This is a genomic window from Nonlabens dokdonensis (assembly GCF_002162835.1).
Classification (GTDB): domain Bacteria; phylum Bacteroidota; class Bacteroidia; order Flavobacteriales; family Flavobacteriaceae; genus Nonlabens; species Nonlabens dokdonensis_B.
In genome coordinates, this window is record NZ_MAAX01000210.1 from 4601 (window position 1) to 18406 (window position 13806).

Here is a 13806-nt window from a genome sequence, read left to right on the forward strand (position 1 = left end):
GTAAAAACGGCGTTTGCAAACACTGATACTGAAGTAAAAGGAATCCATGAATTTGCCGATCCTAAACAAGCGCTGGAAGATGCAAAAGCGATCTTTACTGGTGGAGGCAATACTTTTGTTCTTGTTAAAATGCTTCACGATTTAAATTTAATGGTTCCCTTACGCAAGAAGATGTACGATGGAGCTATTTATATAGGAACGAGTGCCGGAAGCAATATTTGTGGTCTGAATATGAGAAACACAAATGACATGCCTATAGTGATGCCTTCTAGTTTCAAAACTACCGGAGCCATAGGTTATAATATTAATGCACATTATCTTGATCCTGATCCTTCATCAACTCATATGGGCGAAACTCGCGAACAAAGAATTAAAGAGTTTCATGCATACAACTCACTACCTGTGGTAGGTTTACGTGAAGGTAGCTACATCAGAGTAGAAGGAAAAGAAGAGATTCTTTGTGGTAATCTTACCGCTAGGATTTTTAAAAAAGATCAAATAGCAATAGAAGTTGCTACAGGTTATAACTTTGCACAACTATAAAATTAAACTTTCTAAATATGAACTCCATAAAACACAATCACAACGAATCTAGAGGTATTTTTTACATCAAAGAAAATGATAATACCATAGCAGAATTGACTTATTCATTAAATGATAATGTCATGACCATTGATCATACAGAGGTAGATCGTAAGAAAGAAGGAAAAGGACTCGGCAGTAAACTTGTAGAACGCAGTTATGAGTATGCAAAAGAAAACGGCCATAAGATTAATCCGCTATGTCCATTTGCAGAGGTTCTTTTTGACAAGAATCAAGACTGGAACGATGTAAGAGTATGAAACTTGAACTAGAAACAGATCGTCTCTATCTACGTCCCTTTATAAAAGAGGACGCACCCTATTTGTTTGAACTCAATAACGATGAAGAAGTGATGCGGTATACTGGTGACGTTCCTTTTAAAGATCTAGAAGCAGCGCAAGAATTTGCTATAGATTATAATACAAATAAGAACAGTCAGTACCAATTATATCACATGGGAAGAATCGCTGTCATAAGAAAGTCAGATGATGCGTTTTTAGGATGGTCAGGACTTAAATATCACAAAAGCGCCGATTTTGTAGATATAGGATATCGATTCATGAGAAAATATTGGGGTCATGGCTACGCCACAGAATCTGGAATAGAAGTGGTAAGACATGGCTTTGAGGATCATCAACTAGATATTCTTGTCGCACAAGTACATGAATTAAATTACAGTTCTCAAAAAGTTGCACGACGTTTAGGCATGAGTTTAGAGCACAGGTTTTATTGGGAAGAAAGAGAACCAGGAAGACATTATCAAATAAATAAAAATCATTATTTTAACACTGTTAAAAAATGATACAAATAATTCCTATTACCTCAAGAGAAACCTACCCAGTAAGGCATGCTGTTTTACGTAAAGGAAGACCTGTAGAAGACTGTCGTTTTTCAGGCGATGAGCTTGGTACTACATTCCATTTAGGAGCCTTTGAAAAAGATAAAATTATAGGTGTTGCTACATTTTTAATGAATAAAGATATTGACTTAGAGCAAATCAAACACATCAAACTACATCATTGTTATCAATTGCGAGGCATGGCTGTACTAGAAATAGCTCAAGGAAAAGGAGTAGGAAAAAAGCTTTTAAAACATGCAGAAAAGCTCCTCAAAGATAAACAGGTACAAGGGCTCTGGTTTAATGCAAGAGTAAATGCGATTTCTTTTTATGAAAAAATGGGATATGAAATCGTTAGCGAACCTTTTATGATTCCTCAAGTGGGCGACCATCACAAAATGATGAAATTATTATGATGAGATCTTGTGCATTTTTATTATTACTGCTCTTGTTTCAACCACAAAAGGTTGATATAGAAAAACTGACCGGGCAAAGTCCTAATCCCAAAAACCTGCTAGAGAAAGAAGTACAAATTGCGTTTAATTTAATGAAAGAAGACGCAGCAAAAAACGGTATTCAAATAAGCGTCGTTTCTGGTTATAGAAGCTTTAAGCGACAGACTCAAATCTGGAATCGTAAGTATAAAAAGTACGAGTCTCAAGGTCTTGAACCTGATGCCATTTTTGATAAAATCGTGGAATACAGCACTGTTCCAGGGACTTCAAGGCATCATTGGGGTACTGACATAGATATCATTGATACAAACGCAAACTATAACGGCGACGTTTTGGTTCCGTCAAAATTTCATGGTACTGGTCCTTTTTGCAAGCTCAAAGATTGGATGGAAAAAAACGCTTCTGCACATGGTTTTGAATTAGTTTACACTATGAATGATAGGCGCACTGGCTTTAAATACGAGCCGTGGCATTATAGTTATGTTCCGCTTTCGCGAAAGCGGTATAACAACTACCTTAAACACATAGATTTACTATCTTTCTTAAGATCTGAAAATATCATGGGAATGGATAAAATTAGCGATCAAAGAATCCAGCGTTATCTAGAAGAACACATAAAAGGTGTAAACCCTTTACTTAAAAATTAAAGCAAATGAGACGAGGAGGCGGAAAATTAAAGTTATTCATAGGAGTAGCCATTGTCGCATTTGCGGTAATTAAGTATTTCGGGAGCGCAGAGACTAATGAACACACTGGCGAAAAACAATATATAGACTTAACCATTGACGAAGAAATTGCACTAGGACTTCAAGCCACACCTAGCATGATCGAGCAGCATGGTGGTCTTTACCCTAACCAAGAATATCAAGATATTGTAGATGCTGTAGGAGCAAAATTAGTGAACAGCAGTATAGGTAAAAGTACCAATTATCAATATGATTTTCACTTGCTAGCAGATGATAGAACCATCAATGCATTTGCTTTACCAGGTGGACAGTGTTTTATAACCTACGCCTTATATCAACAACTGGAAAATGTAGATCAACTAGCGGGCGTGTTAGGTCATGAAATAGGTCATGTCGTTGCCAAACATAGTGCACAAAGAATGAGCCAGCAAGGGCTAGCACAAGGAGTTATTACTGGAGTAAGTGTAGGAACTGATGGTAGCGGTGGTGAAGCAGCAGCTGCCATTGCACAAATGCTAACGATGAAATATGGGCGTGATGATGAGCTACAAAGTGATGAACTAGGTGTTAAAATGATGATGGATGCTGGCTTTGATCCATACGAGATGATAGGCGTTATGAAAATTCTTAAAGCTGCCGGTGGCCCTAACCGCACGCCAGAATTTCAAAGTACTCATCCAGATCCAGAAAACCGCATTGAACGCATTAAAGAAGCCATTGAGTTTTATAGAAAAGCTTAATCCAGCGTTTTAATGAAATTTAATTTATAGAAAGGAAAGGAAAGTTTTACGTCCATAAAAAACGCTCAACTTTTAAATTGAGCGTTTTTTTATATAATAAAGTTTCTGTTAGAAAGAATAAACAACTTCTAGTTTATAGTCTTCAAGAGTCTTTTCTGCTTTTTCTAGATCTTCAGTAAATCCTAGGATATAACCACCACCGCCAGAACCACATAATTTCAAATAATAGTCTCCAGTATCTAATCCTTTTTTCCATAATTCATGGAATTGAGAAGGAATCATAGGCTTAAAGTTATCTAAAACCACATGAGAAAGTTTCTTAACGTTACCGAAAAGTCCTTTTACATCGCCACTTAAGAAATCTTCCACACACATATCTGTGTACTTCACAAATTTGTCTTTTAACATAGAACGGAAGCCTTCTTGCTTCATATTCTCCATAAAGATATTTACCATAGGTGCGGTCTCTCCTACTATACCACTATCTAAAAGAAAAACAGCTCCTTTTCCTGTCGCAAGTTGCGATGGAATTCCTGCTGGCTCAATATCTTCTTTAGAATTGATAAGTATAGGTAAACTCAAATAAGAATTAAGCGGATCTAATCCTGAACTCTTACCGTGAAAAAAGCTCTCCATTTTACCGAAGATATCTTTCAAAACGAGTAATTTCTCTCTTGTAAGATTTTCAAGAACCGTGATTTTATCAATGGCATATTTATCATAAATAGCGGCTACTAACGCGCCACTACTTCCTACTCCATAACCTTGAGGTATGCTAGAGTCAAAATACATTCCAGCTTCTACATCGCTTTTTAAACTCGCGATATCAAATCTCGGAAATTCTTGATCAGTTTCTTGTAGTGTTTCAATATGAGTAGCAAGTCGTTCTAAATTTTTATTAGATTGCGCAGCTTGATCTGATAAATCGGTGCTAATTTTTAGGGCTCCTTTATAAAAATTATATGGTATAGAAAGACCTTTAGAATCTTTAATGATACCGTATTCCCCAAAAAGTAAAATCTTAGAATAAAATAATGGTCCTTTCATAATCAAGAGGTTTGCACCTTAGTTGCGCCTGTGCCTATTTCATCACAAATATAATGAGAGTTTTGACAATATTGCGCCAATTTGTTGTTAATCAGCTTATCGACGCTATCTTTATATTTTTTAGGATATAACATGTGAACGTTTGCTCCTGCATCTAGTGTGAAACAGACTGGTATTTCCGTTTCTTTTCTATAAGCCCATATAGCTTCTATGATCGACAGCGTATTAGGTTTCATCAAAATGAAATAAGGATGAGAAGTCATCATCATCGCATGCAAGGTAAGCGCCTCACTTTCTGTAATCTTAATAAATGTCTCTAAATCTCCTTCTTTTAAAGCAGTTTTCAAGGTTGCAAGATTTTCATGAGCTTGTTCAAACCTTCTTGATGCATAAGCATGATCGTTCATTAAATCATGGCCTACGGTAGAACTCACGACCTTTTCTCCCTTATCTACTAATAAAATAGTGTCTTGATAGTCTTGAAAAATAGGATTCAACAAATCACTCTTATCAACTCCATAATAATTAGATCCGTCAGCAGTATTTTTATGCTCGCCCCATTGTACAGCTTCACCTTTTAAACTACGACAAGCACTTCCTGAGCCTAAGCGTGCAAGAAAAGACATTTTATGATAATCTATAGCTTGACCTGTTAGTTGCGCTTCAAAATCCATCACGCAAGCACTCAGCGCAGCCATACTACTGGCACTACTTGCTATTCCAGAGCTGTGCGGGAACGTATTATGTGTATCTATCTCAAAATAGTAATCTAAAATCCAAGGGCAGTAATCTTGAATGCGCTCAAAGTAGGCCTTGATCTTAGGTGCAAACTCCGGTTTTTCTACTCCATCATAACTTATAGAAAAACCATGCTCTCCAGTTTTCACATTTACTTTAGTAATCGTGCGACACTGATTTAATGTAAAACTTAAAGAAGGGTTTGCCGGTAATTGCATTCCGTATTTACCCCAGTATTTAACCAGTGCAATATTAGACGGCGCTTGCCATTTAGTTACCATGGACTGCTTTAAGTCCAAAGAACTCGTTAGTTTAAAATTATCTTCCAAAAGTGTTACATTTAGTTTACAAATATAAGATAGGAAATACGGTTTTAAGATGGTTGAGAGTCCGCTTTCGCGAAAGCGTAACATTAAACCATTTTTATTGTAACATTTCTACCATTATCTTGTCCAATGAGAAAGCCTATTTTAACTAGCTAAAAAAATTAAAGCCAATTCATGCTCATTTATCTAAGAGTTTTAAAGGAAAGTTTCTTTTTTGCATTGAATGCCTTGCGCACCAATTTGCTGCGTACATTTTTATCCTTACTAGGTGTAACTATCGGAATTTTTGCGATTATCAGTATTCTTGCGGCAGTCGATTCTTTAGAAAAAGAATTTAAAGACGGATTGAGCTCACTGGATATTTCTACGATTTATGTGACTAGGCAATCTTTTGGGCCAACACAATTAGAGCCTTATCAGTACGAGAATTTTCCTAATATTTCTTATGATGAATATCAAATGCTAGAAAGTAGCATGGAAGATATTGATGTAATTACGTACACAATTTTTTCTGCTCCAGAGAACATAAAATTTGAAGACAATACTGCAACTAATGTAAATATTATACCAGGAACTGATAGTTATTATGACATTGAAAACCTCAAACTTGAGGATGGTCGTTTTTTTAATGGCGCAGAGTCTAATAATGGTAGTCCAGTTACCGTTTTGGGGTATGAGGTTGCAAAAAGCCTTTTCGGTGATAGTGACCCTATAGGTAAACGTATACGACTTTATGGTAATAAATTTACTGTAATAGGTGTATTAGAAAAAGTAGGTCAAGGATTGAGCGTCGGGCCGCCTAAAGACGGTAGCGCTTATGTTCCAGTAAGTTTTGTTAGAAAAATCTATGGAGATAATAATAGATCGAGGCTTCCTGCAGTAATTGTAAAACCTAAAAAGGATGTTGATCAGGATGAATTTATTGCAACTCTTGAGCAAAAATTAAGAATTTACCGTGGTTTAAAAGATGGCGAACTAAGCACATTTTTCATAAACCCTATAAAAGGATTATCAGACTTACTGGACACTGTAACAAGCACACTTACCTTAGTAGGCGCTGTGATTGCTGGCTTTTCTGTTTTGGTAGGTGGTTTTGGAATCGCAAATATCATGTTTGTAAGCGTTAAAGAACGTACTAACTTAATAGGTATACAAAAGTCCCTAGGTGCTAAAAGACGTTTTATTCTTTCCCAGTTTTTATTTGAATCTATTATCCTAGCTTTATTTGGCGGGCTCTTTGGCTTATTGTTTGTCTGGATAGCTAGTATAATTGCAAACAGCGTTACAGAAGATTTTACTTTTGTACTGTCTAGCTCTAATGTACTACTCGGTACATCTATAAGTGCGACGATAGGTTTAATTGCAGGTATAGTCCCTGCCATTATTGCTGCAAAACTTGATCCTGTAGAAGCTATAAGAACAGGAATGTAAGATATATTCTTAATTTATAGACCTATCAAAATTTCAGTCCATTAATGGATTATATAGTTTTATGGATAATTGTATTCTCTATTGATTTTCAAAACTCTAAAAAGCTATCTTTGCAAAAAATTTGAATACGATGAATAGAGGTAGCGAAGGATCAAAGAATAAAGGTAAAGGACGCCGCGACGGTAAAAGTGCTGCTAATAAAAATAGTAATGACCGCAAAGGAAAATCTTTTCCGTCAAGCAAAGATGGTGATGAACGTAAAACCACTCGCGGTGGTAAAAATCAAGTGGTAGGCACCTCACGATCTGGAAATCCTGTTACAAAAAAACAGTACATAGAACGTAAAAAAGCAGAGAGTTTCTCCAAAAGAAAAACTAATAAAGACGGCGTCAGATTAAATAAATACATCGCAAATTCTGGATTGTGTAGCCGTCGTGATGCAGATATTTATATTAAAGCAGGAAGTGTTTCTGTAAACGGTAAACCTGTTACAGAAATGGGTTATCAAGTTATGCCTGGTGATGAAGTAAGATTTGACGATCGTCCTATACAGCCTACTAAGAAAGAATACTTCATCCTTAATAAACCTAAAGGTTTCAACTCGCCTCGCAAAGGAGAACGCTCTTCAAAGTCAGTTCTTGATCTTATGGAAAATGCCAGTCCTAACAGCTTGCACTTTGTAGGTAGATTAGGTCGTGCTTCCCTAGGGCTTATGCTTTTTACAAATGACCTAGAACTTGCAAATAAGTTGAATAACCCTAAACAACCATTACGTAAAATATATCAAGTTGCTTTGGACCGTAGTTTCAAGCATGAACACTTAATGCAATTGCGTAAAGGCATAATGATCGATAAAGAAATAATTGAGATCAAGGATATTAATTATATAGAAAACGGTAAAAATAACGAGATAGGTATAGAGATCTTTAGTGGTAAGGACAACATCGTTCAAAATTTGTTTACTGCTGTAGGTTATGAAGTTAAGGTCCTAGATAGAGTTGTTTTAGGAGGTTTAACAAAAAAAGATTTACCTCGAGGCCACTACCGTAAATTAACTGAACAAGAGGTGATCAATCTCAAAATGATATAGTGATAAATTAACATTGTATTAACTTCAACTTGTTTACATTTAATCAACCCAAAAATTGAGTGGTTGCTTAATAAATTATATTAGTTTACATATTGAATACAAAATACATTGATCTCATAGATCAAACGTACTTCTTTCCTACTGAGGAGTTTGAATTGAATAAAGGGCAATTAAAATTTCATGATATTGATCTCATGGCCCTAGTTGAGCAGTACGGCTCTCCTTTAAAATTTACATATCTACCTAAGATCTCTGATAATATTCAGCGTGCACAGAAATGGTTTAATGACGCTTTCGCGAAAGCGGATTACAAAGCAAAATATCACTATTGCTATTGTACAAAAAGCTCACACTTTAAACATGTACTTGATACGGCATTAAGTAATGATATACATCTAGAAACCAGCAGTGCTTTTGATATAGATATTATTAAAAGCCTGAAAGCTGAAGGTAAAATTAAAGACGACACCTATATCATCAGTAATGGTTTTAAACGTGAAAAGTACATAGATAATATTGCAGATTTGATCAACTCTGGTCACAAGAATTGTATTCCTATCATTGACAACTACGAAGAACTGAACTTATTAACTAATGTTACTGATAAGAAGTTTAAAGTAGGAATACGCATTGCCAGTGAGGAAGAGCCAAAGTTTGAATTTTATACCAGTCGTTTAGGCATAGGTTATAAAAACATTCTTTCTTTCTATAAAAATCAGATTCAGGAGAACCAACAGGTATCTCTTAAGATGCTTCATTTTTTCATTAATACCGGAATACGTGATAACGCATATTACTGGAATGAATTACACAAATGTCTCAAAGTATACATAAGCCTTAAGAAAATATGCCCTTCATTAGACAGTCTCAATATAGGTGGTGGTTTCCCGATTAAGAACTCACTTGCATTTGAATTTGACTATGAGTACATGATTAATGAGATTGTAACTCAAATAAAGCAGGTGTGTGATGAGGCAGATGTGGACGTACCACATATTTTTACAGAATTCGGTTCTTTTACAGTAGGTGAAAGTGGTGGTGCGATCTACAAAGTGTTGTATCAAAAACAACAAAATGATCGTGAAAAGTGGAATATGATTAATAGTTCATTTATCACAACCTTACCAGACTCGTGGGCAATAAGTAAACGCTTTATTATGCTAGCCTTAAACCGCTGGAATGAGGAATATGAGCGTGTATTATTAGGTGGACTAACTTGCGATAGTGATGACTATTACAACAGCGAGCAAAACGTTAACGCTATCTATTTACCCAAATATCATAAGGATAGACCGCTTTACATAGGCTTTTTTAATACTGGAGCATATCAAGAAAGCATAGGTGGATATGGCGGTATACAACACTGTTTAATACCAGCACCTAAACATATTTTAATAGACCGCGATGAAAATGGCGCTATACAAACTAGAGTTTTTAAAGAGCAACAAAGCTCAGAACAAATGCTAGATATATTAGGATATTAATATTTTATATAAATCGATTAACTTTAAAACAAACTTTTAATTTCAAGACATGAGTAATTCAAACTATGCAGGAATTCCAGATGAATATGCTGGAATCGATAATGCATCAATCGTTTTAATTCCAGTTCCTTATGATGGAACAAGCACCTGGCAAAAAGGCGCAGATAAAGGACCAGAAGCTTTTCTAGACGCCAGTGCAAATATGGAATTATACGATATTGAAACGGATACAGAAGTGTATCATCATGGAGTCTTTCTTGCAAATCCTGTTACAGAAAATAGCTCGCCAGAAGCAATGGTAGATGCCGTTCACGCAACTGCTAAAAAGTATATCAAGAAAAATAAGTTTGTAACCCTTTTCGGTGGAGAACATTCTATTTCTATCGGAAGCATACGCGCCTTTAACGATATGTATGAAAATCTAAGTGTTTTACAAATAGACGCTCATGCAGACTTAAGAAAAGAATACGATGGTAGTAGTTGTAATCACGCCTGCGCCGTTTATGAAGCAAGTCAGAAAACAAACCTAGTGCAGGTAGGAATACGCTCTATGGATAGTATAGAAGTAGGTATTAATGATGACGATAAAATATTTTCTGCACATGAAATGGTTCAAGATGACTACTGGCAAGAGAAAGCTACTGAAGCACTTACAGAAAATGTATTTATTACCATCGATTTAGATGCTTTTGACCCATCGATATGTCCATCTACGGGCACGCCTGAACCTGGTGGGCTCTTCTGGTATGAAACATTAGATTTCTTAAAAATGGTATTTGCAGAGAAGAACGTGGTAGGTTTTGACATTGTTGAATTATGTCCTAATCCATCAGAGAAATCATCAGATTTTCTTGCTGCAAAACTATATTATAAAATGCTGAGCTATAAATTTAAAGACATTGCTCTAGAAGGAGAAGATGGTTATGAAGCAAATAATGCTTTTACCAAATCTGGATTAAAAAAAATGAAAAACATAGAAGATTAATCTTCAAAAACATCATGGGAAAACCTATTACTGATTTTATAGAAAACTACTTCTTACACTTTAACAGCGCTGCACTAGTAGACGCTGCAAAAGGTTATGAAGCACAATTAAACCAAGGCTCTAAAATGCTAGTTTCACTTGCTGGAGCAATGAGTACTGCAGAGATTGGAAAGATTTTTGGCGAGATGATTCGTCAGGATAAAGTACATATCATTTCTTGTACAGGTGCCAACCTAGAAGAAGACTTGATGAATCTAGTAGCGCACAGCCACTATAAGAGAGTGCCTAATTATCGCGACTTAACACCGCAAGACGAATGGGATTTACTAGAAAAAGGACTCAACCGTGTAACCGACACATGTATTCCAGAAGAAGAGGCTTTTAGAAGATTACAAGAACACATCGTAAAAATATGGAAAGATGCAGAGGCAAAAGGCGAGCGTTATTTCCCGCATGAATATATGTACAAACTACTTTTAAGTGGTGTCCTAGAACAGTATTATGAAATCCCTATTGAGAACTCATGGATGTATGCCGCTGCCAAAGCTAACTTACCAATCGTCGTTCCAGGCTGGGAAGACAGTACGATGGGTAATATTTTTGCCAGTTATGTATTAAAAGGCGAGTTAAAAGCAAGTACTGTAAAAAGCGGTATCGAGTACATGACTTTCCTTGCAGACTGGTATACTGACAACTCACAGAAAGGAATCGGTTTCTTCCAGATAGGTGGTGGAATCGCAGGAGATTTCCCTATTTGTGTAGTGCCTATGTTGTATCAAGATATGGAACGTACCGACACGCCGTTTTGGAGTTACTTCTGTCAGATATCTGATTCAACGACCAGTTATGGAAGTTATTCTGGAGCCGTACCTAATGAAAAAATCACTTGGGGAAAACTAGATCAAGACACACCTAAATTTATTGTAGAAAGTGATGCGACCATAGTAGCACCATTGATCTTTGCTTATTTATTAGAGATGTAATTTATGAGAAATATTATTTTAATCGTTAGTTTATTAGTTTCCAATTTAATCTACGCTCAATATGGTTGGACTCCTGCGGTTGTAAGTCTCAATAATGGAAAAACTTTAACAGGAGAAGCTAGCATACCTATGCAAAATAGTGGCGTAGGAAGTATTGTTAAACATAAGGAAAGAGTAAAATTCAGGTTAAAGAAAGGTTCCAAAAAAACTAAATATGATATTTCAGAAGTATCACAAATAGTCTTTACAATCTCTTTTACAGAAAAGGTAGATGGTGAGAAAATAGAAAACACTAGAACAGCTAAATACGTACCAGTAATAAATAAAAAACGGAAAAAGAAGGTCAAAAAATGCTTTATGGAAGAAATTGTTGTGGGACCGATTTCCTTATACGGCAGAACCGTAAATGCACAAGGAGCTATCGGACCTATGAATCAAACAGGCACAAATATTCCTATGTATCATAATTATTGGATGACGCACAATGAGTTATATGTTCAAAAAGAAAATGAAGAAGCAAAATTGATTAATCAAATAAGTCTCTTTAAAGGCTTTAAAAAAAGAGCTTCTAAATATTTTGGTGACTGTCCTGCCGTAGTTGTTCAACTTGAAGAACGTGAACTCAAAAAGAAAGATTTAAAGGAGATTGTTGAACTTTATAATTCTAATTGCGGTTAATTTTGATTTAATAAATATTAGGCTTCGCTTTCGCGAAAGCGGAACAAAAATCAAAACCTGTAAGTTGCTCAACACATAGCGGTTTACAGGTTTTTTATGCTTTAAATATTAACGTTTCAATTGTGAAATATTAATGACTTACAATTACATTTAAATATAAGTAACACATCATGAGTGATATAAATATGAGTAAGATAGACAACTTAAATCTGGAGTTTTTACAGCTTAAGGATTATGAAGAGTTGAAACATGCAATGATAGATTCTTATAGTAATCTACCAGATTCTTACTGGCGAGAAGAACAGATCAAAACGCTTATAGATAAATTCCCAGAAGGTCAAGTTGTCCTCAAAGTGAATGAAGAGATCGTAGCTTGTGCGCTTTCTATAGTGGTAAAGTATAACGATTTCAGTGGTCAGTACACTTATGAGCAAGTAACCGGAAATTACAAGTTCACCACGCACGATGATGATGGTGATGTACTTTATGGAATTGAGGTATTTATAAAACCACAATATCGCGGTATGCGATTAGGTCGTCGTTTATATGATTACCGTAAAGAGCTGTGTGAGAATTTGAATTTAAGAGGTATTGCCTTTGGCGGTCGTATTCCTAACTATCATAATCACGCGAGTGATATGACGCCTAAGGAGTACATTGAAAAAGTGCGCAATAAAGAGATTACAGACTCTGTCCTAAACTTTCAATTATCAAACGACTTCCATGTTTCTCGTGTTCTTAAAAACTATCTGGATGGTGATAAAGCCTCTATGGAATATGCGGTATTACTAGAATGGGATAATATTTACTATACAAAACCAGTTACAGAAACCACAGCATTAAAAAGCACGGTACGGTTAGGATTAATCCAGTGGCAAATGCGCCCTTATTCTGGTTTTGATGAGTTGATGCAACAAGTAGAATACTTTGTAGATGCGGTAGCTGCCTACAGATCTGATTTTGCTTTATTCCCGGAGTATTTTAACGCGCCTTTAATGGCTGCTTACAATAAGTTGAGTGTTAGTGATTCTATTAGAGAACTAGCAAAATATACTAAGATGATAAGAAACAAGTTTTCTGAATTATCCATTAAATATAATATCAACATTATTACAGGTTCCATGCCTGAAATTATTGATGGACAATTGTACAATGTTGGGAATTTGTGCCGTCGCGATGGAACGATAGGACGTTATGAAAAAATACATGTGACGCCAGATGAGCAAAAAGTATGGGGATTACAAGGTGGAAGTATGATCCAGACTTTTGACACCGATTGTGGTAAAATAGGAATCTTGATTTGCTATGACAGTGAATTCCCAGAATTGAGTCGTATTATGGCACAAGAAGGGATGCAAATTCTTTTTGTACCATTCTTGACAGATACACAAAATGCTTATGCTCGTGTACGCCTTTGCTCTCAAGCTAGAGCGGTAGAGAATGAATGTTATGTAGCGATAGCAGGTAGCGTAGGGAATTTACCTGCGGTAGAAAACATGGATATTTCTTATGCGCAAAGTGCTGTATTCACGCCTTGTGATTTTGCTTTCCCATCAAATGGCGTTAAGGCAGAAGCTACAGCCAATACAGAAATGATTCTTGTGGCCGATGTAGATCTAGATTTATTAAAAGAACTGCACAATTACGGCGCAGTTAAGAATTTAAAAGACCGCAGGACTGATTTATATGAGGTGAGTAAAAAGTAAGCCTTGCCTAAAATTAAAATTGTAAAAGGGTTTCTTA

15 protein-coding genes are annotated in these 13806 nt (G+C 35.9%); 13 read left to right on the plus strand and 2 right to left on the minus strand.

The features are described from left to right. The 6 genes from pepE to A9Q93_RS13825 form a co-directional block, all read left to right on the plus strand. Nucleotides 1-543, plus strand: a 543-nt coding sequence (gene pepE / locus A9Q93_RS13800) for a dipeptidase PepE (protein ID WP_303687984.1), incomplete at its 5' end; no start/stop codon positions are given. 17 nt (nucleotides 544-560) lie between these two features. Then, the gene (locus A9Q93_RS13805; RefSeq protein WP_303687985.1) at nucleotides 561-842 is read left to right on the plus strand and encodes a GNAT family N-acetyltransferase; all 282 of its coding nucleotides are present in this window, start codon (nucleotides 561-563) and stop codon (nucleotides 840-842) included. Continuing rightward, a complete protein-coding gene (locus A9Q93_RS13810; protein ID WP_303687986.1) occupies nucleotides 839-1384 on the plus strand; it encodes a GNAT family N-acetyltransferase in 546 nt (181 codons plus the stop codon). Before A9Q93_RS13805 ends, A9Q93_RS13810 begins: the two co-directional genes overlap by 4 nt. Further along, a complete protein-coding gene (locus A9Q93_RS13815; protein WP_303687987.1) occupies nucleotides 1381-1836 on the plus strand; it encodes a GNAT family N-acetyltransferase in 456 nt (151 codons plus the stop codon). The genes A9Q93_RS13810 and A9Q93_RS13815 overlap by 4 nt, the downstream gene beginning before the upstream one ends. Continuing rightward, the gene (locus A9Q93_RS13820; RefSeq protein ID WP_303687988.1) at nucleotides 1833-2522 is read left to right on the plus strand and encodes a M15 family metallopeptidase; all 690 of its coding nucleotides are present in this window, start codon (nucleotides 1833-1835) and stop codon (nucleotides 2520-2522) included. Before A9Q93_RS13815 ends, A9Q93_RS13820 begins: the two co-directional genes overlap by 4 nt. A gap of 5 nt (nucleotides 2523-2527) precedes the next feature. Beyond that, nucleotides 2528-3301, plus strand: a complete 774-nt coding sequence (locus A9Q93_RS13825; RefSeq protein WP_303687989.1) for a M48 family metalloprotease — start codon at nucleotides 2528-2530, stop codon at nucleotides 3299-3301. Nucleotides 3302-3409: 108 nt separating this feature from the next. Here A9Q93_RS13825 and A9Q93_RS13830 read toward each other — a convergent pair whose 3' ends face one another. Next, entirely contained in the window at nucleotides 3410-4348 is a 939-nt protein-coding gene (locus A9Q93_RS13830; RefSeq protein WP_303687990.1) for a mevalonate kinase, read from the minus strand. A gap of 2 nt (nucleotides 4349-4350) precedes the next feature. Then, nucleotides 4351-5415 (minus strand): diphosphomevalonate/mevalonate 3,5-bisphosphate decarboxylase family protein, encoded by a 1065-nt coding sequence (locus tag A9Q93_RS13835; RefSeq protein ID WP_303687991.1) that lies wholly within the window; start codon nucleotides 5413-5415, stop codon nucleotides 4351-4353. 171 nt (nucleotides 5416-5586) lie between these two features. Here A9Q93_RS13835 and A9Q93_RS13840 point away from each other — a divergent pair, with 171 nt between their 5' ends. From A9Q93_RS13840 to A9Q93_RS13870, 7 genes are all read left to right on the plus strand, one after another. Beyond that, nucleotides 5587-6843, plus strand: coding sequence for an ABC transporter permease (locus tag A9Q93_RS13840; RefSeq protein ID WP_303687992.1), 1257 nt, complete (start codon nucleotides 5587-5589; stop codon nucleotides 6841-6843). 130 nt (nucleotides 6844-6973) lie between these two features. Beyond that, entirely contained in the window at nucleotides 6974-7933 is a 960-nt protein-coding gene (locus tag A9Q93_RS13845) for a pseudouridine synthase (protein ID WP_303687993.1), read from the plus strand. 92 nt (nucleotides 7934-8025) lie between these two features. After that, a complete protein-coding gene (locus A9Q93_RS13850; protein WP_303687994.1) occupies nucleotides 8026-9417 on the plus strand; it encodes an arginine decarboxylase in 1392 nt (463 codons plus the stop codon). A gap of 49 nt (nucleotides 9418-9466) precedes the next feature. After that, nucleotides 9467-10402 (plus strand): agmatinase, encoded by a 936-nt coding sequence (gene speB, locus A9Q93_RS13855; RefSeq protein ID WP_303687995.1) that lies wholly within the window; start codon nucleotides 9467-9469, stop codon nucleotides 10400-10402. A 14-nt stretch (nucleotides 10403-10416) separates the two neighbouring features. Further along, the gene (locus A9Q93_RS13860; RefSeq protein WP_036582440.1) at nucleotides 10417-11385 is read left to right on the plus strand and encodes a deoxyhypusine synthase family protein; all 969 of its coding nucleotides are present in this window, start codon (nucleotides 10417-10419) and stop codon (nucleotides 11383-11385) included. A 3-nt stretch (nucleotides 11386-11388) separates the two neighbouring features. Then, the gene (locus tag A9Q93_RS13865; RefSeq protein ID WP_303687996.1) at nucleotides 11389-12063 is read left to right on the plus strand and encodes a hypothetical protein; all 675 of its coding nucleotides are present in this window, start codon (nucleotides 11389-11391) and stop codon (nucleotides 12061-12063) included. A 170-nt stretch (nucleotides 12064-12233) separates the two neighbouring features. Then, the gene (locus A9Q93_RS13870; protein WP_303687997.1) at nucleotides 12234-13769 is read left to right on the plus strand and encodes a bifunctional GNAT family N-acetyltransferase/carbon-nitrogen hydrolase family protein; all 1536 of its coding nucleotides are present in this window, start codon (nucleotides 12234-12236) and stop codon (nucleotides 13767-13769) included. Nucleotides 13770-13806: the final 37 nt, after the last annotated feature.

Coding starts and splice junctions, on each gene's coding strand:
- A9Q93_RS13870 (WP_303687997.1), top strand. CDS start 12,234: ATGAGTGATATAAATATGAGTAAGATAGACAACTTAAATCTGGAGTTT.
- A9Q93_RS13815 (WP_303687987.1), top strand. CDS start 1,381: ATGATACAAATAATTCCTATTACCTCAAGAGAAACCTACCCAGTAAGG.
- A9Q93_RS13810 (WP_303687986.1), top strand. CDS start 839: ATGAAACTTGAACTAGAAACAGATCGTCTCTATCTACGTCCCTTTATA.
- A9Q93_RS13845 (WP_303687993.1), top strand. CDS start 6,974: ATGAATAGAGGTAGCGAAGGATCAAAGAATAAAGGTAAAGGACGCCGC.
- A9Q93_RS13865 (WP_303687996.1), top strand. CDS start 11,389: ATGAGAAATATTATTTTAATCGTTAGTTTATTAGTTTCCAATTTAATC.
- A9Q93_RS13860 (WP_036582440.1), top strand. CDS start 10,417: ATGGGAAAACCTATTACTGATTTTATAGAAAACTACTTCTTACACTTT.
- A9Q93_RS13840 (WP_303687992.1), top strand. CDS start 5,587: ATGCTCATTTATCTAAGAGTTTTAAAGGAAAGTTTCTTTTTTGCATTG.
- A9Q93_RS13805 (WP_303687985.1), top strand. CDS start 561: ATGAACTCCATAAAACACAATCACAACGAATCTAGAGGTATTTTTTAC.
- A9Q93_RS13820 (WP_303687988.1), top strand. CDS start 1,833: ATGATGAGATCTTGTGCATTTTTATTATTACTGCTCTTGTTTCAACCA.
- speB (WP_303687995.1), top strand. CDS start 9,467: ATGAGTAATTCAAACTATGCAGGAATTCCAGATGAATATGCTGGAATC.
- A9Q93_RS13830 (WP_303687990.1), bottom strand. CDS start 4,348: ATGAAAGGACCATTATTTTATTCTAAGATTTTACTTTTTGGGGAATAC.
- A9Q93_RS13825 (WP_303687989.1), top strand. CDS start 2,528: ATGAGACGAGGAGGCGGAAAATTAAAGTTATTCATAGGAGTAGCCATT.